General features: G+C 31.4%; 26 protein-coding genes. 7 read left to right on the top strand and 19 right to left on the bottom strand.

The window, feature by feature from the left end; all coding sequences use genetic code 11:
• Positions 1-73 precede the first annotated feature (73 nt).
• The gene (locus HUE87_RS08545) at positions 74-784 is read left to right on the top strand and encodes a YebC/PmpR family DNA-binding transcriptional regulator (protein WP_194365815.1); all 711 of its coding nucleotides are present in this window, start codon (positions 74-76) and stop codon (positions 782-784) included.
• Between the two features lie 39 nt (positions 785-823).
• Positions 824-1,390, top strand: coding sequence for a YigZ family protein (locus HUE87_RS08540; protein WP_194365813.1), 567 nt, complete (start codon positions 824-826; stop codon positions 1,388-1,390).
• Here the strand turns inward: HUE87_RS08540 and HUE87_RS08535 are convergent, their stop codons facing one another.
• From HUE87_RS08535 to HUE87_RS08450, 19 genes are all read right to left on the bottom strand, one after another.
• On the bottom strand, positions 1,391-2,635 hold the full coding sequence (locus HUE87_RS08535) for a type II secretion system F family protein (RefSeq protein WP_194365811.1): 1,245 nt from the start codon (positions 2,633-2,635) through the stop codon (positions 1,391-1,393).
• Positions 2,635-4,368, bottom strand: a complete 1,734-nt coding sequence (locus HUE87_RS08530; protein WP_194365809.1) for a GspE/PulE family protein — start codon at positions 4,366-4,368, stop codon at positions 2,635-2,637. The genes HUE87_RS08535 and HUE87_RS08530 overlap by 1 nt, the downstream gene beginning before the upstream one ends.
• Before the next feature lie 10 nt (positions 4,369-4,378).
• Positions 4,379-4,921, bottom strand: a complete 543-nt coding sequence (locus HUE87_RS08525; protein ID WP_194365807.1) for a hypothetical protein — start codon at positions 4,919-4,921, stop codon at positions 4,379-4,381.
• Positions 4,918-5,760, bottom strand: coding sequence for a hypothetical protein (locus tag HUE87_RS08520; RefSeq protein ID WP_194365806.1), 843 nt, complete (start codon positions 5,758-5,760; stop codon positions 4,918-4,920). The genes HUE87_RS08525 and HUE87_RS08520 overlap by 4 nt, the downstream gene beginning before the upstream one ends.
• Complete coding sequence (locus HUE87_RS08515) at positions 5,753-6,568, bottom strand: ATP-binding protein (protein WP_194365804.1); 816 nt, start codon at positions 6,566-6,568, stop codon at positions 5,753-5,755. The genes HUE87_RS08520 and HUE87_RS08515 overlap by 8 nt, the downstream gene beginning before the upstream one ends.
• Complete coding sequence (mshL, locus tag HUE87_RS08510; RefSeq protein ID WP_194365802.1) at positions 6,558-8,081, bottom strand: pilus (MSHA type) biogenesis protein MshL; 1,524 nt, start codon at positions 8,079-8,081, stop codon at positions 6,558-6,560. Before mshL ends, HUE87_RS08515 begins: the two co-directional genes overlap by 11 nt.
• A gap of 8 nt (positions 8,082-8,089) precedes the next feature.
• Positions 8,090-8,557, bottom strand: a complete 468-nt coding sequence (locus tag HUE87_RS08505) for a hypothetical protein (RefSeq protein ID WP_194365800.1) — start codon at positions 8,555-8,557, stop codon at positions 8,090-8,092.
• Positions 8,557-9,192 (bottom strand): type 4a pilus biogenesis protein PilO, encoded by a 636-nt coding sequence (locus tag HUE87_RS08500; protein WP_194365798.1) that lies wholly within the window; start codon positions 9,190-9,192, stop codon positions 8,557-8,559. Before HUE87_RS08500 ends, HUE87_RS08505 begins: the two co-directional genes overlap by 1 nt.
• A complete protein-coding gene (locus HUE87_RS12720) occupies positions 9,189-9,818 on the bottom strand; it encodes a hypothetical protein (RefSeq protein ID WP_229855104.1) in 630 nt (209 codons plus the stop codon). Before HUE87_RS12720 ends, HUE87_RS08500 begins: the two co-directional genes overlap by 4 nt.
• A gap of 244 nt (positions 9,819-10,062) precedes the next feature.
• The gene (locus HUE87_RS12715; protein WP_229855103.1) at positions 10,063-10,725 is read right to left on the bottom strand and encodes a hypothetical protein; all 663 of its coding nucleotides are present in this window, start codon (positions 10,723-10,725) and stop codon (positions 10,063-10,065) included.
• A 16-nt stretch (positions 10,726-10,741) separates the two neighbouring features.
• Positions 10,742-12,040 (bottom strand): M99 family carboxypeptidase catalytic domain-containing protein, encoded by a 1,299-nt coding sequence (locus HUE87_RS08490; protein WP_194365797.1) that lies wholly within the window; start codon positions 12,038-12,040, stop codon positions 10,742-10,744.
• A 12-nt stretch (positions 12,041-12,052) separates the two neighbouring features.
• On the bottom strand, positions 12,053-13,021 hold the full coding sequence (locus HUE87_RS08485; RefSeq protein WP_194365795.1) for a L,D-transpeptidase family protein: 969 nt from the start codon (positions 13,019-13,021) through the stop codon (positions 12,053-12,055).
• Entirely contained in the window at positions 13,018-13,920 is a 903-nt protein-coding gene (era, locus tag HUE87_RS08480) for a GTPase Era (RefSeq protein WP_194365793.1), read from the bottom strand. Before era ends, HUE87_RS08485 begins: the two co-directional genes overlap by 4 nt.
• Before the next feature lie 67 nt (positions 13,921-13,987).
• The gene (gene hslU / locus HUE87_RS08475; RefSeq protein WP_194365791.1) at positions 13,988-15,316 is read right to left on the bottom strand and encodes an ATP-dependent protease ATPase subunit HslU; all 1,329 of its coding nucleotides are present in this window, start codon (positions 15,314-15,316) and stop codon (positions 13,988-13,990) included.
• Complete coding sequence (gene hslV, locus HUE87_RS08470) at positions 15,313-15,858, bottom strand: ATP-dependent protease subunit HslV (protein WP_194365789.1); 546 nt, start codon at positions 15,856-15,858, stop codon at positions 15,313-15,315. The genes hslU and hslV overlap by 4 nt, the downstream gene beginning before the upstream one ends.
• A 1-nt stretch (position 15,859) precedes the next feature.
• On the bottom strand, positions 15,860-16,306 hold the full coding sequence (gene rplI / locus HUE87_RS08465) for a 50S ribosomal protein L9 (protein ID WP_194365788.1): 447 nt from the start codon (positions 16,304-16,306) through the stop codon (positions 15,860-15,862).
• Between the two features lie 178 nt (positions 16,307-16,484).
• Entirely contained in the window at positions 16,485-17,222 is a 738-nt protein-coding gene (locus tag HUE87_RS08460) for a ferredoxin-thioredoxin reductase catalytic domain-containing protein (RefSeq protein ID WP_194365786.1), read from the bottom strand.
• A 9-nt stretch (positions 17,223-17,231) separates the two neighbouring features.
• Entirely contained in the window at positions 17,232-18,467 is a 1,236-nt protein-coding gene (locus HUE87_RS08455; protein WP_194365784.1) for an argininosuccinate synthase, read from the bottom strand.
• A gap of 144 nt (positions 18,468-18,611) precedes the next feature.
• On the bottom strand, positions 18,612-18,980 hold the full coding sequence (locus HUE87_RS08450) for a flagellar protein FlaG (RefSeq protein ID WP_194365782.1): 369 nt from the start codon (positions 18,978-18,980) through the stop codon (positions 18,612-18,614).
• A 129-nt stretch (positions 18,981-19,109) separates the two neighbouring features.
• Here HUE87_RS08450 and HUE87_RS08445 point away from each other — a divergent pair, with 129 nt between their 5' ends.
• From HUE87_RS08445 to HUE87_RS08425, 5 genes are all read left to right on the top strand, one after another.
• Entirely contained in the window at positions 19,110-20,315 is a 1,206-nt protein-coding gene (locus HUE87_RS08445) for an MFS transporter (protein WP_194365780.1), read from the top strand.
• A complete protein-coding gene (locus tag HUE87_RS08440; RefSeq protein ID WP_194365778.1) occupies positions 20,315-20,563 on the top strand; it encodes a hypothetical protein in 249 nt (82 codons plus the stop codon). Before HUE87_RS08445 ends, HUE87_RS08440 begins: the two co-directional genes overlap by 1 nt.
• A gap of 109 nt (positions 20,564-20,672) precedes the next feature.
• On the top strand, positions 20,673-21,536 hold the full coding sequence (locus HUE87_RS08435; RefSeq protein ID WP_194365777.1) for a hypothetical protein: 864 nt from the start codon (positions 20,673-20,675) through the stop codon (positions 21,534-21,536).
• 54 nt (positions 21,537-21,590) lie between these two features.
• Positions 21,591-21,863 carry a hypothetical protein gene (locus HUE87_RS08430; RefSeq protein WP_194365775.1) on the top strand — a complete coding sequence of 91 codons (273 nt, stop codon included), beginning with the start codon at positions 21,591-21,593 and terminating at the stop codon, positions 21,861-21,863.
• Positions 21,848-23,176, top strand: coding sequence for an MATE family efflux transporter (locus HUE87_RS08425; RefSeq protein WP_347401026.1), 1,329 nt, complete (start codon positions 21,848-21,850; stop codon positions 23,174-23,176). Before HUE87_RS08430 ends, HUE87_RS08425 begins: the two co-directional genes overlap by 16 nt.
• The last annotated feature ends 3 nt before the right edge of the window (positions 23,177-23,179 follow it).

The raw sequence follows: 23,179 nt of genomic DNA, 5'->3' as shown, positions 1-23,179 counted from the left end.
ATCCCCTCTACAATACTATATGCTATTATACATTTTTGAATTTAAAATTAGTATTAACAGTAAGGAAAATTTTATGGGTAGAGCCTTTGAATATAGAAAAGCATCAAAATTAAAAAGATGGGGAGCAATGTCAAAATTGTTTCCAAAATTGGGAAAGATTATTACTATGGCTGCAAAAGAGGGTAGTAGTGATCCTGATATGAACTCTAAACTTCGTACTGCTATTATAAATGCTAAAGCCGAAAATATGCCAAAAGACAATATTGAAGCAGCAATAAAAAGAGCATCGGCAAAAGATACAGCTAGTATGATTGAAGTTAACTTTGAAGGCAAAGTTCCTCATGGTGTGCAACTTTTTATAGAGTGTATGACTGATAACAATACAAGAACAGTTGCAAATGTTAAAAATATACTTACTAAAAATGGCGGTGAAATGCTTACTAAAGGTTCTTTGGAATTTATGTTTGATAGAAAAGCATTAATAGAATTTACTCTAAAAGATAGTATGGATATTGAAGAGTTGGAGTTAGAGTTAATTGATGCTGGTTTAGAAGATATTGAAGAGGAAGATGGAATTGTTTTAGTTACCGGTGACTATACAAGTTTCGGAACACTTAGTGAAGCTTTAGAAAAGATGGGTATTGAAATAACAAAAGCAAATCTTGAGAGAATGCCAAATGCACAAATATCTATTACAGATGAGCAACAAGAAGATATAGATAAAGTTTTAGAAAAACTTGAAGATGATGAGGATGTGCAAAAAGTTTTTACTAACTTAGCATAATATTTTTCTACATGTAGCTACATGTAGAAATTCTCATATATGAAATTCATAAATAAACATACTACTCAAACATTAGAAGTTAAACAGTCGAAATTTATTGCTCATCTCATTCCATATACTGATTATGAAAATATTCTTAAACAATTAATGCTTTCTAATCCAAAAGCAAGGCACTTTGTTGTGGCCTTTAGATATTTTAATAAATATAATCAGATTGTAGAACATTCAAGTGATGATGGTGAGCCAAATGGAACCTCCGGAAAACCAAGTTTAATGGTACTGCAGGGTAACATGATGATTAATAGTGCAGTTATAATTGTGAGATACTTTGGTGGTACAAAACTAGGTACTGGTGGATTGGTCAGAGCATATAGTGATGCCGTCAACTTAGTTATTAGTACGTCTGAATTATTAGAATACAAAGAAGAAGTTTCTAAAAGAATATCTTTTAAATATTCTAATGTTGGAAGAGTTGAATATGAATGTTTAACATGTGGAGTTGAGATTGTTAATAAATTATTTGAAATACAAGTAGTATATGAAATAAAAGCATCCACAGTAAACATGGAGTGCTTTTTAGAGAGGGTTGAGAGATTGCTCTATTGATTATCGACCATTAACTGCACTTCCCATATCCCACATAGGTAAAAATATACCAAGAGCCAATAGAATAACCATAGATGCTATTATCAATAGCATTAACGGTTCTATCGCTTCTGAGAGACCATCTATAATCGCATCAAATCTCATTTTATAGTATTCTGCAACTTTTTTTATCATTGTGTCTAGGGTACCACTATCTTCTCCTGCACTAATCATTTGAATAATCATATTTTCAAAAAGCCCAGTATCTTTTAGACCATCATTCAATGTTCCACCTTTTTCAACCGTCGATCTAACAGATAATAGTTTTTTCTTTAATGGAAGATTGTCTATCATTGCTACGGAAGTATCAAGAGCTTCAGCAATTGGAATACCTGCTCGTATTAGTTCAGAAAATACAAGAGTAAAACGGCTTAGAGTTGCATACTTTATTATGTTTTTTATAAGCATTGTTTTGAGAAGTACATTATGCCATCCAAATCTTATATCTTTATTATTGTTTATAAGATACTTGAACGTGACAAATGAGACAAATAAAGCTGCTAAAACATATGGTCCATAGTTGTTAAAAAGATGTTCAAGTGTTAATAGAATTTGAGTTGGTAGAGGTAGTTCAGCATTTAATTCTTCAAAAATTGCTTTGAATTGAGGTACAACATAGGATATAAGAACAGTAAAAGCAATAGCCATCGCTATCATTACATTTCTAGGGTATGCCATTGCTTTTTTAAATTTAGTAATATTTGCACGAATCTCCTCAAGCATATCCGCAAGCGAATATAGAGACTCATCTAAATTACCAGTCTTCTCTCCGAGTTGAACCATAGCGATTGTTAAATTACCAAGTTCAAAGCGGAAATTTTCCATAGATTTAGATAAAGCATGTCCAGAGTTAATGTCTTCGGCGAGTTTTTTAAAAACAAGTTTTAGGTTTTGATCATCAGACGAATTTCCAATTTCATTAAGAGAATCATATATCGAAATACCAGCGTTAGTCATAACAGCTAGTTGTCGAATTGAAGCAATTAGTCCATCAGGTTTTAATTTTCTTTTTTGAACATTTTTTAGTAAGTTTGTTTTAAATCTCTTAATCCTAGCCTCTAATGGTTCTTCCCCCTCAGCAACTTTTATAATTATTCCTAAGTGTTTTAATTTTGCAAGTTCGTTAGCTTTTTTTCTATCTTCTGCATATAAACCATGCTCCTCTTTTTTGCCTTTTATGAGTATAGTTGCTATAAAGTATTTCATTATTTTGCCACCTTTAAAATTTCTTCTAAACTTGTAATGCCTTCAATAGCTTTGTCAATACCATTTTTTAGTATTCCTATAAAACCATCTTTGAGAGCTTGGGCATGTAGTATATCATTAGATTCACCTTTTGCAATTAAAGAGGAAAGTTCTTCAGTAATAGTGAGAACCTCACATATCATCTCTCTTCCCATATAGCCAGTATCATTACACTCTTTACACCCTTTTCCAATATAAAATTTAGAATTTTCTGGAATAAGTCCATGTAACTCTTCTAGAGCAGAAGCTGGTATTTTTGTTACAGTTTTGCAATGTGTACATATTTTCCTAACTAGCCTTTGCGCCTGTATAGCAACAAGTGCACCGCTAATTAAGTAATGTTGTATACCCATGTCAACCATACGAGCTATTGCACTAATAGAGTCATTAGTATGAAGTGTTGATATTACTAAGTGGCCTGTAAGCGCTGCTTTAATTGCTATCTCCAGTGTCTCTTTATCGCGAATCTCACCAATCATTATTTTATCTGGATCTTGTCTTAATATCGAACGAAGTGCATCTGCGAAACTAAGACCTACTTTTGGATTAACTTGAACCTGCTGAATTAGGTTCATTCTATACTCTACAGGGTCTTCAACAGTTATAACCTTGTCTTCAACATTTCTAAGTTCATTTAGTGCACCATATAGAGTAGTTGTCTTACCACTACCAGTAGGACCTGTGACTAATATTATTCCATAAGGAGCTTCTAAGCCTTTTAGAAGCTTATGATAACTTGCACTATCCATACCTGCTTCTTCAAGTTTAACTAATGCTTTTTGTTTATCTAGTACCCTCATAACAATGGATTCACCATACAATATAGGTAGTGTTGATATACGGAAGTCATATTCTCTAGAGCCAACAAGTGTTGAGAAACGTCCATCTTGCGGTTTTCTCTTCTCCGCAATATCAAGGTTTGCAAGTAGTTTTAGCCTTGAAGCTAAAGGTGGATATATGTCTTTTTCAAAAATAAATATTTCAGCTAATTTCCCATCAATACGTGCACGAACTACACAGTTTTTCTCTGTTGGTTCAATATGAACATCACTTGCACGACCTTTAATACATGCATTTAAAATAACATCAATCAAAAGTAATATTGAAGATGCTTCTTGTTGCTCTTCTATAGAACTAATAGAGTTTAGCTCATCTCTTATTTTTCTTACAAGACCTTTAACGCTATCTTTAAGTTCAACTTTAAAAAGATATGAAAGAATCTGTTTTTTTGTTGATACTGCTACCTTAATAGGCTTTCTAACAAAAAGCCTCTGAACAGATTCCTGAGCTTCTAAGTCAAGTGGATCACAAAAAGCAATTGTAACACTCATCTCATCTTCTGATATAGGAAAAACATTATATTTCTTTAGTTGTGTAAGGGATAAGTTTTCAGTTAATCTATAGTCCATATCAATAGAGTCAAGGTCCAAAAATAAAAGGTCTTGCTCTTGAGCTAGTTTAACTAAAACATCCTTTTCCTGTATGTAGTCATAGTTGTCTATAATTGAGATATCATAAATACCATTTTGAATTTTATCTACTATGAATCGAATAAGCCTATCCATTGTCATAAACCCAGAGAGTGTAATATCTCTAAGGATTAGGTTAGTGTCCAACCCTTTTGCAACTAGCCTGTCAACTTGGCTTTGCATAATGGAGCCATTGGCTAGTAAATCCGAAGTAATTCTATCCATTTAATGCCTCCTACCAGTAAATATGTTTCTTAATAATTGCTGAACTATAATACTCTTCAATTACTATTTTACTTAATTCATCATCTTTAATAAGATATAGTTTATATGTTAATTTACTATTACTCTCATCTTCAAATAAATAAAAGTTTCTCGGCTCATGCTCCCCAATTTTAGCATATAAATCAAAAACTTTTGATAATACATAATCAGTAGTAGGTAAATTTAAAGACGATATACTATATCCATCAATCAAAGCATGATAGAGTAGCTTTTTCTGCATTAATATTACCGAAAAATATGCAGAATTAGAACGAGACTCTTGTGAAAATTTCAACATTGCAACAGGCGTAGATAAACGGTCTATATAATCCGCATTAAGACAAGCAAAGGCATATAGAGATATATACTCTTCATCTTGTCTATATTTATTGAAATTATTAAAGCCAATATTACAAACATTTTCATATTTTTTATTTTGATAAAGGTTAAACATATCTTGTTTAGTATCAGCATATAAGCTTATAGTGATTAAAATAATTAATAATACTCTCATTTGAATTTCCCTGATAAAATTTCATCTAATAAGATTTTTGCTTGTGAAGAACTAGAATGATTTAGATATTTCTTAAGTGTTTCAACTGCCATCTTCTTCTTTTTTAGTTTTACAAGTGATTTAGAAAAAACTATCCAACTGTCTTCTATATTGTTGTTTATTTCATTTGTAATTAAGGCATAATTATATGCTTTTTCATATTCACTAAGTTGATAATACTTTTTTGCTACAAATAAACTTAGGGCTGGATTATTATTTGTTTTAAATCTTTGTATAACATGATTAATATCACTATATGTATCTTGTCTTTTTATCTTTATTGAGTTGTTTTGTATACTTAAGTCGGCTCTAATTACCTCAGGTTTCTCAATGTTCTTATTAATCTGCTTTTTATTAAGTGGTTTTTTAGGTACTGCTTTCTTATTGTTGCTAATTTTTTTGTTTTCATAATGCTGTACTGTTTCACCCTGTATTTTACGCATAAACTTTAGTGATGGAGATAGTGTCAGTTTTTCTTCCTTTTCAACTATAACAACTTTATCTTTAGTAGTCTCTTTTATAATCACGACTGGTTCCACTATAGAAGTTTTATCCACACTAATTGCATTTGTTATTTTAGTAGCACTTGCTGCTACTACTTTTGATTGAATAGGTTTATTGGTTATATATTTCTCTTTATTTGCACTTTTCACATCTATATTTGAATTAGTATTATAATTAAATATAGTTATTGCAGAGATTAATATAACAATTAGACTAATAGTTATAGTTACGTGTGGGACGTATGATTTCAGTTTATATTTTGTATGTCTAGCTTCTAAGTCATTTATATTAAGCACTTATAAGTCCTGTATGTATTGCTGACATCTCAATAATTTTTTTTGAAATAGTATCCCCATTTATTTTAGATGGATTATTTTGCATATAATGAACATATATGTCAAATAATGTGTAGATTAATTTATTAGTATCTCTATAGTTTCCATTTGTTAGTTTATGTATTAAATTTACAGACTTTCTAGAGAACATATTTGCGCTGTCAAAGCAATTTGCTTTAAGAAGTTTTTTTTGAATATAGATTTTAAGCTCTGAGCTTGAAGAATTCTCGAGCTGAATACTCTCCCAAATTCTTGTTTGAAAATGCTCCTTTGCAATAATATCTTCTTTATCTGTTTTGTGAAGAGCAATTACAAATTTTACTTTTCTTGTATCTGATAGAAGTCTAATTTTTTCAATTAAAGGAGTTGAATATAATTGTGCCTCATCAAGAAGTATCAAAGGGATTATTCCGTTGTCAAGCTCTTGATTTTCTACTACTTTCATAAATTGTGTAAAATTTAATTCTCCACTATATTTAATACCAAATAAATCTTGAGCAAGTGTTTTGAAAAACTCACTCTCATCTAGAATAGGTGTCTTATAAAGATGAATTTTTTGAGTAGATGAAAGATCTTTATGTAGTTTCGTTAAAAACATACTTTTTCCAGTACCGGGCTTTCCATAAAGAAGTATCATTTTAAGAGGCTTATTTATAGAGTATTTTAGAGATTGATAAATAGTTGACACTCTATCTAATTGTATGTAGTCCTCAGCATTTACAGTATCTAAAAAAACATCCCTAGAGATTTCATAGATACTAGATTTCATCTGCCTCTTTCTTTTTGACATTTAATAATTGATCTTTTAAAATATTTGTATAACCTAGGTCACTTAAAGAAAGTGTATCCTTCTCTTTATTAATTATATGAGGCTCAATTACAATTACAAGCTCTGTGACAGTTTTAACTTTATTCTCATATTTGAAAAGATAGTTAACAATAGGAATATCACCCAATATAGGAACTTTATTTACATCAATTGAGTCAAGTGTAGTTATTAAACCACCCAAAATAATACGATTACCATCTTTAACAGTTACTACTGATGACAATTGGCGACGACTTAAATCCGGTGGCATAGTTCTATCAGAAGCTCCTGCAGCTATAAATGTGCTGCTAATTGCTTCGGAGAGAGATGGGTTAATCTTGAGTGTAATTGTTTTGTCATCAGAAATTTCAGGTGTAATATCTAAAAGAACACCTGCAAAAACTGATTGAACATCTTCGCTAGAGCTTTGAGTTCCGCTTGTAGCGCCTGCTAATGTCTCTGTACTTGTTATTTTATAAAAATATTCCACTCCTGCAGTTATTAGTGCAGGTTGATTATTTAGAGTTAAAACCTTCGGATTAGAGATAGAAGTTACATCACCTTGCGTTTTAAGAAATTTTATTACCTCGTTTAAGTTCACACCAGTAGCACTATTAAGTGTAATAAAGCTGTCTTGCTTCGCTCCATCTATTTGGCCAGCACCTGTCTGAAAGTTTATATTAATATCTTGAAGAGCATACAGCTGTTTCCAATCAACACCGGTAGTTTTACCTTTGCTCATTGTTACTGAAAGAAGTTGAACATCTATTAAAACTTGAAGTTGAACTTTGTCTTGAAGATTTTTAAGGTAGCCTTCCAGTCTGTCCATCTGCTTTATCGTTGCAGTAACGGTTACTATACCTGCATTTTTATTTATAATAGGAGCTTCTGCTTTGTATTTATCTTGAGGTCTGTTTAAAACTCTTTGAAGCTCTAAATCTAGTTCATGCCAGAAGACAACTTCATCTGTGCTCTCAATTTTCATACCTGATTTACCAGCACCACCACCACCCATTGAATTGCCATCAGTAGTTGTAGCAGTTGTAGTAGTTGCTGTTGCAGTTCCTGCACCTTCTGAAGAGAGTGTTATATCGGTGTTTGACTCACCTTTTCTTTGTGAGAGTATATAGTCGATACTAAACATTTTTGTGTTAAGGTATGAGATCTTTAGAATATTGTTTTCAAGTGTATATGATAGATTATTTTCTTTTAATACAATGTTGAAAACTTCGTCTATTGTTAAATTATTAAGATTAGTTTTTTGTAATTTTGTATTTAAAAATTCTTCAGCATGTGAATCAGTTATGATAATACTATAATCACACTCATCGCTAAGCTGTTCAACAAAATCTATTATTTTGGTATTTTTTGTCGAACTTATACTAAATAGTTCATAAGAACAGTCTGCCAATACACTACTTGAAAGTAGAAGTGTTACTAATGTTGTATACATTGTAGTTTTTAAAAGTTTCATAATTAGTCCTACTTATTTTTAAATTTTAAATTTTTATTTTTAACACGTGTTGATAAAGTTAATTCTTTATCGCCTGCTTTGAGAGTTACAAATTTTTTACCAACATTTACAAGTGTATAGTTTCCAACTCTATCATTCACCTTATACCAGCTGCCGTTGATCATGGCTGATGAATTTATAAGTAAATCCAGAGTTAATGTTGTTCTTGACGATTTGCTTTCTGGTTTGTATGGAGCAATGCCTGCAGAGTATGAAGTTGATTTAACAGATCGAGATGTTGAAGAAACTGTTGCTCTCTGTTTAACTTTATAACCATTTTTTTCTAAAAAAATAAATGGATTTTTTGCATTAGATATATTGATACCCTTTCTAGAAGGTTTAATTGCTTCTATTTGTTCATCCACCCATGCTAGTTCATTTGCACCTAAGATACAAGTTAATATAATTGAAGCACTTGCTATTAATATTGTTTTCATTAGTAGGTAATCCCCCAAACTGAAATATCAAGTTTTGTATTTAGAGCATCTTCTGCTTTCATACTTATATCATGTGCGTCTACAACAAGTTCACTTTTTTCTAAAGAGTTTATAAATTTAAGCGTATTCGAGTAGTTACCTTGAAGTTGAATGTTTATATCAAGTATATGTCCAAAAGATTTATTATTTGTTGCATATTTATTCGTGAAATTGATTATCTTAATTTTGTATTTCTTTGCATTAGTAGATATAGAACTAAGATATTCACCCCAAGCTCTTTCATCGTATATAAGTGAAGATATTGTTTCAATCTTACTTTTTATATATTCATTATTGTCTCTATTGATTTGTAATTCAGTTTCAAATCTTTTAATCTCTTGGTTTAATTTAACAATTTTAGTTTCTGGATTAACTTGTAAAAATGCTTTATCAGCATTAATTTTTTTTGTTATTTCAGTCACTTTCTTCTTTACATTTGTAAACTCATCAACCGATAAGTCATAAAATGGATATGCTAAAGCAGTTACTACGCCTGCAACCATTATGTATACATAATAAGTATCTTTTTTTGACTTTTCTTTAAAGAAGTTATCTATCTTTTGTAAGTAATCTTCTACTGTTAATTTAAAATTCATAATAAGTTCACCTTTAATTCACCAAAGTACAATTTAGATTCTTCCATATATGAAATCTCTTCTATTGAAAAGCTAAACTTACCTTCATATGTTTTAGTTAAGTACTTAATTAAGTCGGTTATCTTTTTATCATTAGAAGAGACTAGTCCAAGTTTTAATTCTTTTGTAGTCTCTTGCTCAGAATAGAGTATTGTCTCAAGTTTGACTTTATATCTATTTATATCTTTTGATAGTTTATATAAAAGATCTGCTTTCATAGGATAATTTACTTTAACATCATGAATTTTTATGAGTGTGTTTTTCTTTTCAATATAGTCTTGCTTCTCTTGATCAAGAAGAGTAGATGTCTTATGTCTATCGGCTTCTTTATTTTTAATTATTGCTTCTCTTGTTATCTTAGTGTTGTGAACTTCCTTGTACGCTTCTTCTAAAAGGTTGTATTGAACTGATTGAGCATACGTTAAAGTCCAGTATGATATTGGATAAATAAAAGCAAGTACAACTGAAGCAATAGCTAGTAAAATAACACGCCCACTTTCTCTTTTTACAAAATTAGGAGGGCGATGATAAGTAGTAAAGTTACACTCATACTTTTCTTCAGTATTAGTGGTTGTGTATAGATGCATAAGATAATGAAGATGATCAATATACTCATTATTACTTTCAAATCCATAATTGAAATCAAAACTACTACTTTTAACACTAAGCTCTACTTCTGCTATTTCATCCAGTTTAATAACAGTTTCTAACTGTGTGTCTACATAGATATGGTCGATTGTTTTTATGTCTAAAGCTCTTTTTACATACGTTAAGATATCATTAACATTTGCAAATATCTCTTTATACAGTTTGATAAATGATTCTTTATATCTACTTTGATGTGACTTTTAAATTTTCATTTGAAATAAAGTTTATAAAATCTTCATATTCAATTCTTTCTCCAAAAATTTCACAAAATCTATCATGCATTTGCAAGAATGAATAGTTTAAAGACTTCATATATACAAAATCTTTCTCATCATAAATTGCTATGAATGTATCATTTTCTTGAAAATATAAAAAACAGTGAACACCACCATCCTCTATAATGTCTTTTGAATAAAGAGATTTTATTAATAAAGGTGACGGAATAATATAATCAATATATTTAATCTTTTCGATTGTGCTTTTGAATGTATCTTCCACAATTATAGGGTCTATGATAAATACATGAAAGTCTCTATTGTTCTCGTCAAGTTTATTAAACATTTCAATATATTGTATATGATATGTGACAGCTTGGTCTAATCCTAGCTCATCATATGCTTTATTGAAAATTGCATCATATAAATCTTCATCTGGAATATTTTTGCTTATACTGATATGACTATTAATAAAGTCTTTTGTATTTAGATAAGATATCGAATATTGGTCTTTAGTATATACTGGAGAAGCCGTTTCATTCAAAAAACTTGAAACTGAACTCACATACGTACTCTTGTATGGATTAACAGAAATTACATTAGTAAAAGATAATTGTTCTTTTTCACTCATTTTTTAATAATCCTATTTATTTAAAATGAATTTTTGACATAAAGCAAAACTCATCATTTTTATAAAACTCAACTCTATAAACTTTATTGTTATTGTCAATTGAAAACCTTTTGTTTAAGTCTCTAAGTTTTATGTCTATCCCACTTTCACTTTTTTTCTTTACAGAAGTGTAGCCAATAACATTAACACGATAATCAGCTTGCTCAACTATGTTAAAATCGTCAAATACAAAAATTTCTGAAGTGTTATCGAATGAAATAGTCTTTCCATCAATAATAGCATCGAATTTTTTTGCATAATCACTTGCACTTTTAAAAAATTGTGGTTTAAGCGTTGTAACACTTTTGTTACCAATGTAAACAATGAATTTACCATTGCTACTCTTGATACTACCCAATGGATTTGAAAACTTAAACACATTACCCTTTGATTTTATCGGAATATAGCTTAAATTTTTTTTGATATTGCTCAAATTTAACAAAATGTTGTCATTTATACCCAATATCCCATAGCCTTTTATAATGTCTCCTAGGTTACTTTCATTCAACTCAAATTTTTTAGTGTATGAAATTTCCATTATGTTCATGAACTCTTCAATTGCTAGTAGCTGATAAAATACTTTTTGAGATAATGAAGAGAGATTTTTGCTACTCTCAATAGCAAAAGCTGGTTTATTGTTTGTTACAGCAAAATATGTAAGTGATAGTTGCATCTCTTCATCATCGAATTTTGTTTTTGTATTTTTAACATTAAAGCTATGATGTTCTTCTAAAAGTTTCTTATTCATGTTATTTTTAACAGTTGAAGCTATGTTGTTTAAATTTCCAAATGGTTGATTTTGATTAAGACTACATTGATCTATTACACAGGTTTGCCCCCACGCGGTTGGGTTGAAAATTTTACCATGGTTTTCTTTTCTATAAAAACCATGCCCATCATGTAAATTTAAAACTAATGATACGTTTTTTGATAGAATAATCTCTTTAATCTCTTTAATAATGTTAGCGTCTTTATCACCTTTGTCAATAGCAGAAAATTTTCTATTCATATCTCCATATATTCCTCTTGAATCCTCTTGAATACTTTTTTGATTCAGGTTTGGAACTATCCATAAGTTTTTAGATTTAATGTCATAGTGAGTGGCTAATATAGATGCAGCAAAATATCCACCTGGTTCATCTCCATGAACGCCAGCTATTATAAGCAGTGTTGTATTTGAGTCAGAGTTCTCTTTCTTAATAAGCTGTATGTTAGTGTGAGCATTAGTGATCAACAAAAGAGATATAAAAATTATTTTAACTATAAAGGTATTCATTATAAATGCTTTTTATTTTTCTGTTAAAATTGAGATTTTACTGTTTTTATCAATTTTTACAATTAAAGTTTTATCACCAGAAAATTTAAATGTATCAGACTCGTAAAATTCTTTAAAAGCAATTTGATAAACATCATTACTATCTGGGTATGGGACTATATTTATATCGTTAAATATAATGGTTTTTTTCTCACTCTTTCTAAAAACTCTTGCTTTATAGTTTTTAAATTTTTGAATATCCATTCCATCATTTCTTACAAATTCAGAGCTGTAAAAATTTAGATAGCTGTTCGTATCATTATACAGCCAAGCATATCTCCAAGCATACAGTTGTGACAAAATTGATGAGAGAGTTTTTTTAGGAATATTCTTTTTAACTTCAGAACTATTTATAATTAATAGAGTTTTTTTAATATCAATATTTCTATCCAAACATTCTATATTTGGATTATTTATAGCAATGCAGCCTCTTGTGAAATCATCTCTTGACTCATTCGTTGGAAGCCCATGTATCCAAATACCAGAGCCATTTTTCCCCCTATACTCATCATATATATTAGGGTACGAAGTAACAAATGCCAGTGGGCCATAAAACGAATTTAGTTTTGTATCCTTGGATAGTTTTTCAACTATTTGATATATTCCAATTGGTGTCTTTAAGTCTCCCTCCTCAGTTTTATCACCTTTTCTTTTTCCAGTAAATGCACTGTACTCTTTTTTAAATTGAAAATTAGAACTATCATCTGAAACATATAGATTTAGATGGGATGCTTCTTTATTACATGTAAGAATATTTGAATATGATTCAATGTAACCAAATGTTGTATCTATATTTTGTATATAGGCAGACCAATACTCCTCTTTAGTAAGTTCAAAGTCCATCTGCTTCTCAATTTCATTGATGCCACTAATTCTGTAGTTAGTTAAAATATCATTAGCAAAAAGAGTTAAATTTATAAATATTAGAAGCAATAATCTCATGATGAATAACCTATTTCTTGTAAAAAAGCTTTATCTTTAGTCCAGCCTTTTTTTACAGAGACCTGTAACTCAAGGTAAGCTTTTTTCCCACTAAGCATTTCTATTTTCTCTCTAGAGTATTTCCCAATTCTCTTAATAGAATCACCACTTTTACCAATAATAATACCTTTTTGCGACTCTTTTTCAATGATAATTGTGGCAAAAATTTTATCTATGTTTTTTTCTTCTTTAATAGAATCAATTAGTACATCAGCTTCATAAGGTACTTCATCACTGACATTTTCAAAAATTCCTTCTCTGATGAAACCAGCATATATATCACGTACAAGCTCACTTGTTAAATCATCAGGATCATAAAGGAAAGGACTATTGGGTAAATTTCTAGAGATAACTTTAAGTAGTTCATCATGACCCATTTTCTTAGGAATGGCAACTGGTATAAGTGCTTCAAACTGATCTGAATATTGATTATATGAAGCAATTCTTTTAAATAGTTTATCTTGATTTACTTGGTCTATTTTACTAAGCACTATTATGTGTTTAACCTTGCCATTATTAAGTTTTAAAAATTTTTCATAGTGTTCAGTAGAGTCTGTGATTGGTGCTAGATATACTATCAAATCACAATCACCCATTGCTTTAAGAGCTTCATCAAGCATAAATTGATTTAAAATTTTTTCTCTCTCATGCAAGCCTGGAGTGTCAACAAATATAATTTGAGTATCTTCATACATTACTATTGCATTTGATCTTCTTCTTGTAGCATTCGCTTTTTGGCTAACCATAGCTATGTTTTCACCTAAAAGTGAATTCATAAGTGTGCTTTTCCCAGCATTTGGACGACCGATTAGAGATACAAAGCCAGCTCTAGTTTCTTTAGTAGAATCCACTTTTGTCATATTAACCCTTTATTTAAATAGCCAGAAATGGCATGAGGACAAAGAAATCACTTTTTTGTCTTTATTGTTAAAGTATATAGCGGGATAAGTCATCATTTTCAACAACTAAATCAAGCTTTTCATGTACTAATTCTGAAGTAATTTTATACTCTTCACCACTCTTTTCATCAGCGTTAAAACTAATATCTTCTAAAACTTTTTCAAGTACAGTATGGAGTCTTCTTGCGCCAATATCTTCAGTTATTTCGTTAGCTCTGTGAGAAAGCTTTGCAATTGCTTTAATAGCCTCGTCTTCAAATACCAACTTCATCCCCTCAACACCCAATAGTGCTTCATATTGCTTAAGCAAAGAGTTATTTGTTTGTGTCAGAATCTTGTATAGTGTATCTTCCGTTAAAGATTCAAGTTCAACTCTCAGAGGAAATCTACCCTGAAGTTCAGGAATTAGATCACTAGGCTTTGTTGTGTGAAATGCACCAGCAGCTATAAAAAGGATATGGTCAGTATTTATAACACCGTATTTTGTAGTAACACTGCTCCCTTCAACAATTGGTAGCAAATCTCTTTGAACTCCCTCTTTACTTGGATCATTTCTTCCTTGAGATTTTTCACTAACGGCTATCTTGTCTATCTCATCAAGAAAGATTATTCCACCATCTTCAGCTCGCTTAAGTGCTTCAGCATTGATATTTGTCATATCTAATAGTTTGGATGTCGCTTCAAGTTTTAAAATTGATTTAGCATCTTTTACAGTTACTTCTTTCTTATTATCTTCTTTATTCATTGTCTCAAATATTTTAGAAAAACTCTCTTGGACTTTTGCCATTTCAGGAGGTAAATTTGTGTCATTAAACTCTACATGTATCTTTTGCATTTCAAGTTCTATGACTTTATCATCCATCTCGCCAGATGTTACTCTCTCTTCCATTGCTTTTAGAAGTCTTTGGTAGTCATCTTTTTTAGATTCACTTGCAGTATCTGGAAGTGGCGGGAGAAGTTTTTCAACTATTTTATTTAAAATATAGTTTTGTATTTTTTCTCTATTTTGTTCCTCTTTTTCAGCTTTAACAATTGCAATTGATGAAACAACTAAATCTCTAATCATAGACTCAACATCACGACCAACAAAACCGACTTCAGTATATTTACTAGCTTCTACCTTAATAAAAGGAACCTGCATCATTTTAGCAAGTCGTCTTGAGATTTCAGTCTTACCAATACCAGTTGAACCAATCATCAATATATTTTTAGGCATTATTTCATCTTGAAGTTCATCATCTAATTGCATTCTTCTATATCTTGTTCTAAGAGCCAGTGCAATAGTTTTTTTAGCATTATGTTGCGAAATAACATACTTGTCTAAATATTCAACTATCTCTTTTGGTGTCAAATTCACTTATTCTCTCCATCTAGTGTTAGCGTTTTTATATTGTGGTTGGTATAAATACACAAATCAGCCGCTACATGTAACGCCTCTTTAACCAACTCCTCTTCATCTAGTTTTGCATGTTTTTTTAGCGCACGCGCAGCAGATATGGCATAATTTCCACCACTGCCAATTGATGCTAACTCTCCATCTTCAGGCTCTACAACATCACCATTTCCAGTGAGTATAAAAATATGATCGTTATTTAAAACAATCATCATAGCTTCAAGGCGACGAAGAACTTTGTCTTTTCTCCACGCTTTAGAAAACTCTATAACAGATTTTAAAATATCACCTTTTTTATCTTTTAAAAACTCTTCAAACATGTCAAATAGATTAAATGCATCAGCAGTACTTCCAGCAAAACCAGCAAGTATTTTACCGTTATGAAGTGTACGGATTTTTGTTGCATTGCCTTTAAGTACGCTATCACCAAAAGTGACTTGCCCGTCACCTCCTATAACCGCTCTATTCTTACCTTTGTAAGCAAGTATTGTTGTTGCATCAAACAAATTATTCTCCTACTACATCCACATGTAGTGTAGCATGTACTCCGTGACCTAGTTTTAAATCTAAATCGTGCTCACCAACAGTTTTAATTGCTACTTTATCTGTAATATGCTTTTTGTCTATCTCTATTTTATGTTGCTCAAGCAAAGCATGTGCAACTTCATCTTTTGTAATTGATCCAAATAGGTGACCGTTTTGGCCAAGTTTTTTAGTAATGATAATTTCAGTTTTGTCTAGTTTTTCAGAAATGGCTTTTAGAGTTGAAATTTCATCTGCTAAATCCTTAGCATTTTGTATTTCATCTGCTTTATGTTGAGCTAAGATTTCTTGAGTTGCATGTTTGGCAAAACCTTTTCCAATTAAAAAGTTTTTGCCATAACCATCTTTAACTTCTTTAACTTCACCTGCTTTACCAAGGCTTTTTACATCTTTGATTAGTAGTACTTTCATTATTTATCCTTAATTTTATTTCATAAAATGAATGGAACCTCTTCATTCGTTTTTTCCGTAAGTGGAGTTAATTCCACTTGCTGCGCTTTTACGCTAAAGGGCGACTTAGAAAAAAACTAAATTTTTTTCTGAACGCTTAGTTTTCTCTGGGAGGAAACCCATCGCATTAATGCAATTATTATCTTTCTATTTCGCCGCCATAAGAAACAATACCATGTGTTAGATTTCCTATTTTTGTGTATCCCATATCTGCTAAAATTCTAGCACAGTGAGCACTTCTACTTCCTACATGACAGTAAACAATTATATTTTCATCTTTATTTAGTTTTGCATCATCAAGAGCCGCGAAAAAGCTACTTGTTGGAACAAGTTTGTCAGAACCTTTGATGTGACCCATTTGCCACTCCATATGCTCACGAACATCTACAAGTTTAAATTGAGTCATATCAAGTTCTCTTGCTTCAAGAAGTGACACTAATTCGTCGCTATCTAGTTCATTTTGCGCTACAAGTACTTCACACTCCTCTTTTGTAAGACCACGTGAATGTGTATGAACTACTTCTTCCATTCCCATCTCAATACGTTGTTTTGCTGCATATTCAGTAGTACAGAATATTCCACAATGACACTTTCCTTCTTCTGGTATCTCTTTTTCGATAGCAGGGGCACAAGGACAAATTCTATTATCTACACTTTGTGGTTTTCCATCAACTTCTTCAACCATAAAACATGGACAAAACAGTTTGTTGTACATCATCTTATTGCGAGCAAGACCCATTTGTACACCTTCATTAACTTCTTCTTGAGGGTTGTATTCCCAACCAAATTGATTAATTACTTTATCTGTAAACTTTACTGTTTTTTCCATTCTTTCTTGGAACTCAGGTGAATTCATATCAATTTTTATAATACTCATTTTAGTCCTTTATTTATTTCTTTTTTTACCAGCAATAATTCTTCTAAGAGCGTTTAGTCTAATAAAACCTTCTGCATCTTTTTGATTGTAAACTTCATCTTCTTCAAATGTAGAATGCTCTTCTGAATATAGTGACATATCAGATTCACGACCAACTACTTCTACGTTGCCTTTGTAAAGTTTAAGTTTTACAGTCCCTTGAACGTATTTCTGAGTTGTGTCGATTGCCGCTTGCATCATTTCTCTCTCAGGTGAGAACCAGAACCCATTGTAAATAAGCTCAGAATATTTTGCAATCATTCCATCTTTCATATGAGCTTCTTCTCTGTCTAAGCAGATAGACTCAATTGCACGGTGTGCTTTGAGCATAATTGTTCCACCTGGTGTTTCATAACATCCACGAGCTTTCATACCAACAAATCTATTCTCAACAATATCAATTCTACCAATACCGTGCTTGTTTCCATATTCGTTTAAAGTTCTAAGTATACTAGCCGGAGACAATTCTTTGCCGTTTAAAGAAACTGGGTCACCGTTTTTGTATCCGATGGTGATGTACTCTTTTTCATCAGGAGCGTTCTCTGGAGAGTTTGACCACAACCACATAGTCTCTTCAGGCTCATTCATTGGATTTTCTAAGTGAAGACCTTCATACGAGATATGAAGTAGGTTTGCGTCCATAGAGTAAGGGCTTACAGTTGGATTCCCATCTGTATCAACATGTTTTTGGTCTATGTTGATTCCATGTTCTCTTGCATATGATAGAAGTTTTTCACGAGAGTTTAAATCCCACTCTCTCCAGGGAGCGATTACAGTGATGTCAGGATTTAGTCCTAGATATCCAAGTTCAAATCTAACTTGATCATTTCCTTTTCCAGTTGCGCCATGACTTACTGCATCTGCACCCATTTTTTCAGCAATTTCAATTTGCTTTTTTGCTATGAGTGGTCTTGCTATTGATGTTCCTAGTAGATACTCACCTTCATAAATTGCATTTGCTCTAAACATAGGAAATACATAATCTTTTACAAACTCTTCTTGAATATCAAGAATAAAAATATTTTCAGGTTTGATACCATTGTCAAGTGCTTTTTGACGAGCAGGTTCAACCTCTTCACCTTGACCTAAATCTGCGGTAAATGTAATAACTTCAGCTTTATACTCTTCTTGTAGCCATTTTAAAATAACACTAGTATCAAGTCCGCCAGAATATGCTAAGACTACTTTTTTAACTTCTTTTTTCATATAAAAAACCCTTGTGCGCAAAATAAATGTTGTGATACTACAATAAAAGAGATTAAAAAATGGTTAGCAGCAGTTATATAAATTAAAATTCAAGGCTAGTGGAGATTTGAAAATTGGAAAAATCATTTCAAGAAAGGGTGGAAACTACCCTTTTAAGTCAAATAGTATCCCTGTAACTTCTTGCATTTTAGGAAGAAAATCAGCAGCCTGTTCTGCGGGAAACCTTCTAATTAATTTACTTGTCTCAGACTCTATTACAGAAACATAAAATATATCTTGTGAATCTACACCAAACTTCAGATTTGTATTCATAGGAGCCATAGCCTCATTTAACTGGTTAACTAAATCTTGAACTTGCTCTTTAGAATTTATTTTAGTCTCTGTATTTGAAGACTCTTTCTGTATCTCTTTTACAACATCCACTTTTTGAACTTGTTGTTGAACCACTCTTCCTTGAGTTTCTTGCGAGCCTACTTGTGTTTGTTGTTTTGCAACATTTGCTATGCCATCCATGACTTACCCCTTCATTAAAGATATGATTATTAAACGGAAGATCGACCAATAAAGAAATAACTTTAACAAATAATATAAAAATTTAAATATTTAAATTTTTATCTGTTTATTTATGATAATCTTCCGTTTATGAATGAATATTTCAAACTACTAAAACTTGAACCTATATTAAAGAGATTGTCAACAATACAGCTTATTGCATATTTTGGTGCATGGTTTAGTAATGTAGCCATATATACACTACTACTAGATATGAATGTATCTGCTGAAGTTATTGCATTTGTTGCTATGCTTCATTTTCTCTCAGGCATAATACAAGCTCCTTTAAGTGGCTCAATAATAGACAATATGAAGCCTAAAAAACTGATGTTGATATTGATTTCCTTTGAAATATTTGCAACACTATTTTTGATTTTTGTAAATGATGTATCTGATTTATGGCTACTTTATATATTGATATTTGTAAAAATGGCAGCTGCAAGTTTTTACTTTACAACAGAGATGTCACTTTTGCCAAAGCTGCTTGATGGGGATAAATTGCAAAAAGCAAATGAACTTCACTCAATTATATGGTCATTTTCTTATACTTTAGGGATGGCACTTAGTGGGTTTGTTGTTTATTTATTTGGAGTAAAAATTGCATTTTTACTTGATGCCTTTATGTTTATGATAGCGTTTATATTACTTTATAAAGTGGATATAGATGTTGCTTTTAGTAAAAGTGGTGAAAATCTACTTTTTATGATGAAAGACACCTTTAAATATCTGAAAAAAACTCCGCATGCAATTCATCTGATGTTAATTCACTCTTTTGTAGGTTTAACTGCTTTTGATGCTTTAGTAGCTTTGATGGTAGATAAATATTATGCTTCTATGATTGCAACTTCTTTAGCGCTTGGTCTTTTACACGCATCAAGAGCATTAGGGTTAGTTGTTGGGCCTATAATATTAAGTAAGTGGATAAATAATAGAAGACTAGTGTATATATTTATGTTTCAGGCATTTGCTGTTTGGTTATGGGCATTTTTAATGAAAGATTTCTATATGTCACTTTTTGCAAGTGTAATTGTCGGGTTATTTACAACAACACTTTGGTCGTATACGTATACACTGCTTCAAAAAAATATAGAGCAAAAATACTATGGTAGAATAGTGGCATATAATGACATGTTGTTTTTAAGTTCAGCGGCATTTACGTCTTTTATGATTGGATTTTTAGCTACATCTAGTTATTCGCTGGAGTTTATAACAGTGTTGATTGGCTTTGCCTTTATGATAGGTGCTGCATACTTTGCTTGGATTTTAAAGAGTCAGAAAATTAAGGATATTATATAATGAGTTTTGCAGTAATTGGCGGTCTACTTCTAAATGTAGGTGCATATTTAACATTTCGTGGGAAAATATATGAAGCTGTGATAGTCTATCTGTTTGCAGACCTTTGTTGGATAATAATGGCATACGAGCGTGATGACTTTTGGGGTGTTATATCAATTGTAGTTGGTGTTGCTTTTGGAATATTGGCATTTATAAAAATGAAAAATGGAGACATGAATAAGAGTCTACATAATAATGAAGTGGAATGATTTTTATATAACTATTCCTTATAAAGTAAAACTAATTCTCTACTAACATTATTATTTTTGTTTTTAAGTGATACAGTATAGAATATTTTATAGTTGTATCGAGGTCACTATGGAAGAGATTATTACTATATACAAAAAACAACGCCCATTTATAGAAAACTCACTTACGTCTATGGTTGAGAATATAGATTTGACACAATATGATGAGATAAAAGAGAAGTTTATATTTTCTCTGCTTCCTGCACTTAAAGCTACATATAAAATCAATAAAAACTACAAACAGTCTACACCGATATATACAGAAGATGGAGCCGATAAAATTTCATTTGGTGAAGATAGATCATACCTTCTTTCACGAATCAAGTTTAGAGATGACAATATTTATATCTCAAACAGTTATGTAAACTCTAGAACCGCAACACCTTCTATTACTATTGTGCTTCATATAAATAATGAATATTTAGTTTATGACTTTGAACTTTATGCACTTTTAAAAGGGCTAATGCTTATTGGTGGAGACAAGAGATTTACTATATTTGTACAATCTTTTTACGGTTTTTTTGGATTTCTGCTTACGCTGTTTTCTTTATCATTGATAGGATATGCAATTTTTATTATTTATGAAGTTATTATTTATAACGACAAGGAAGTGCTTTCTGGTTTCTTTCGTTCTATAATTGCTTTAACTCTTGGGTTAGCTATTTTTGATTTGGCAAAAACCATTTTGGAACATGAGGTTTTTTACAAGGAACTAAGTCGTAACTATAATTTAGAGAACAAACTTTTAGCACGTTTTTTAATTTCAATTATTGTAGCTCTTTCAATAGAAGCATTAATGGTGGTTTTTAAAATCGTACTTAGTGACTATGCTCAAATGATTCACGCTTTTTATCTTATTTCAGGAATTGGTATTATGATTATCTCTTTGAGTATTTTTATCTTTATAATGCGCTATCAAGGACATAAGAATTAGCCTTATCTGTGATTAAAGGAAATATAAGATAAAATCCGAAATTAAAGGGATAATATGATTTATAAGTCAAAAATAGGTGATATAGATTTAAGTAAAATAGTAAGGCTTTATCCAGCTGCCGTTGTTGAAGTTAATGGAGAAATAGCGGAAATGTCACTTGAATGGGCTGATATGAATGGTGATAAGGTAAATATTACTTCATATGCTTTGATTTTTGATTTTACTCCACCTAAAGAGGAACATAGAGATAAAAAAGAGCTGCACTTCGAGACTAAGGATGAACTTATAGATACAATGACAGAGGTTGCACAATTTTTTCAAGATTAATCTCCAGAGATACTAAAAAAGTTTTCTCAATTGCAATTCCTGCCGCATTAAAGCATCTTGTAGATATTCTTCAAATTCTTATTGACATGTTAATGGTAGGTATGGTTAGTGTATCTGCACTTGCAGCGGTTGGGATGAGTATGCAGTTTATGATGATTATAAATGTGCTTATGACACTCTATGTTGTTGGTGGTAACGCTCTAATTTCGCGCTTTATTGGGCAGGGAAGAAAAAGACGAGCTTCAGCACTTCTCTACTCTCTTGCTGTCTTTGCAATTATACTTTCTGTATTTGTAACTATTGGAGGATACTTTGGAAGTGAATCTTTCTACTCTTGGATGGGTGCTCAGAGTGATGTAGTGGAGCAGGGTACAATTTATTTTAAAATACTCTCCCTTGGTATAGTTGTAATATTTATAGACAATCTTCTATACAATGCACTCTCTGCTGCCGGAGATACTAAAAGTTCACTCTACATAAAACTTTTTTCCGCGGCAATTAACGCTTTTTTAAACTATGTTTTAATTTTTGGTCATTATGGCTTTGAAGCAATGGGTATAGAGGGTGCAGCCTATGCTACGGTAATTGCATATTGTTTCAATGTAGCAGCCTATTTTGTACTTATAAAAAAACCACACTCAAAGTTAAACTTAATCCCAATAATCAGAAAAAAAGATTTAAAAAGAGTTTGGAATGTTGGTTGGAGTGCGGCACTTGACCGAGGAGTGTCAAGTATTTCATTTCTTGTTTTTGTATCAATTATTACAGCCTATGGAACGGCAGAGTTGGCCGCTTATCAGGTCGGTCTTCGTATAGAAGGAATTGCTTTTATGCCAGGTTTTGGTTTTGCAATAGCTGCTATGGCTTTGGTTGGGCAAAACTTAGGAGCAAACAACAAAGATAGAGCTTACAATATGGGGATAATAAGTGGAAGAATCGCTTATGTATTTATGGGAAGTGTTGGTGTTTTTCTTATACTTTTTCCAGAATTTTTAGTAGGTTTTTTTACAACAGACAAAGCAACAATAGTTGTAGCTTCACAGTACCTCATACTTGTTGGATTGGCTCAAATCCCACTTGCAATAATGTTTGTATATTCTGGAGCCCTTCGTGGTGCGGGGGCAACAAAAATAACCTTGATAGTTAACGTGTTTTCATTGTGGATTTTTAGAGTTATTCCATCGTATATTGCGTATAAAATGGGTTACGGGATAATTGTTATATTTATAATAATGAATATAGAGACACTTTTAAAGGGGCTTATTTATTATTATATTTATAGCAAAAGAGTCTGGCTTGATACAAAGGTTTAACTT

The sequence above is a fragment of the Candidatus Sulfurimonas marisnigri genome, from assembly GCF_015265475.1.
In the GTDB taxonomy this organism is placed as follows: Bacteria; Campylobacterota; Campylobacteria; order Campylobacterales; family Sulfurimonadaceae; genus Sulfurimonas; species Sulfurimonas marisnigri.
Note: the sequence above shows the minus strand (reverse complement) of the source record. Positions and strands in the feature narration are given on the sequence as shown.

Bases quoted from the DNA above. Each gene is read 5' to 3' on its own strand.
- HUE87_RS08530 (WP_194365809.1), bottom strand. From the start codon at position 4,368: ATGGATAGAATTACTTCGGATTTACTAGCCAATGGCTCCATTATGCAA.
- HUE87_RS08540 (WP_194365813.1), top strand. From the start codon at position 824: ATGAAATTCATAAATAAACATACTACTCAAACATTAGAAGTTAAACAG.
- HUE87_RS08505 (WP_194365800.1), bottom strand. From the start codon at position 8,557: ATGAAAACAATATTAATAGCAAGTGCTTCAATTATATTAACTTGTATC.
- HUE87_RS08450 (WP_194365782.1), bottom strand. From the start codon at position 18,980: ATGGATGGCATAGCAAATGTTGCAAAACAACAAACACAAGTAGGCTCG.
- HUE87_RS08460 (WP_194365786.1), bottom strand. From the start codon at position 17,222: ATGAGTATTATAAAAATTGATATGAATTCACCTGAGTTCCAAGAAAGA.
- HUE87_RS08490 (WP_194365797.1), bottom strand. From the start codon at position 12,040: ATGAATACCTTTATAGTTAAAATAATTTTTATATCTCTTTTGTTGATC.
- era (WP_194365793.1), bottom strand. From the start codon at position 13,920: ATGACAAAAGTGGATTCTACTAAAGAAACTAGAGCTGGCTTTGTATCT.
- HUE87_RS08435 (WP_194365777.1), top strand. From the start codon at position 20,673: ATGGAAGAGATTATTACTATATACAAAAAACAACGCCCATTTATAGAA.
- HUE87_RS08445 (WP_194365780.1), top strand. From the start codon at position 19,110: ATGAATGAATATTTCAAACTACTAAAACTTGAACCTATATTAAAGAGA.
- HUE87_RS08525 (WP_194365807.1), bottom strand. From the start codon at position 4,921: ATGAGAGTATTATTAATTATTTTAATCACTATAAGCTTATATGCTGAT.
- HUE87_RS08535 (WP_194365811.1), bottom strand. From the start codon at position 2,635: ATGAAATACTTTATAGCAACTATACTCATAAAAGGCAAAAAAGAGGAG.
- HUE87_RS08485 (WP_194365795.1), bottom strand. From the start codon at position 13,021: ATGAGATTATTGCTTCTAATATTTATAAATTTAACTCTTTTTGCTAAT.
- HUE87_RS08430 (WP_194365775.1), top strand. From the start codon at position 21,591: ATGATTTATAAGTCAAAAATAGGTGATATAGATTTAAGTAAAATAGTA.
- HUE87_RS08545 (WP_194365815.1), top strand. From the start codon at position 74: ATGGGTAGAGCCTTTGAATATAGAAAAGCATCAAAATTAAAAAGATGG.
- HUE87_RS08440 (WP_194365778.1), top strand. From the start codon at position 20,315: ATGAGTTTTGCAGTAATTGGCGGTCTACTTCTAAATGTAGGTGCATAT.
- rplI (WP_194365788.1), bottom strand. From the start codon at position 16,306: ATGAAAGTACTACTAATCAAAGATGTAAAAAGCCTTGGTAAAGCAGGT.
- HUE87_RS12720 (WP_229855104.1), bottom strand. From the start codon at position 9,818: ATGCATCTATACACAACCACTAATACTGAAGAAAAGTATGAGTGTAAC.
- mshL (WP_194365802.1), bottom strand. From the start codon at position 8,081: ATGAAACTTTTAAAAACTACAATGTATACAACATTAGTAACACTTCTA.
- HUE87_RS08500 (WP_194365798.1), bottom strand. From the start codon at position 9,192: ATGAATTTTAAATTAACAGTAGAAGATTACTTACAAAAGATAGATAAC.
- HUE87_RS08515 (WP_194365804.1), bottom strand. From the start codon at position 6,568: ATGAAATCTAGTATCTATGAAATCTCTAGGGATGTTTTTTTAGATACT.
- HUE87_RS08455 (WP_194365784.1), bottom strand. From the start codon at position 18,467: ATGAAAAAAGAAGTTAAAAAAGTAGTCTTAGCATATTCTGGCGGACTT.
- HUE87_RS12715 (WP_229855103.1), bottom strand. From the start codon at position 10,725: ATGAGTGAAAAAGAACAATTATCTTTTACTAATGTAATTTCTGTTAAT.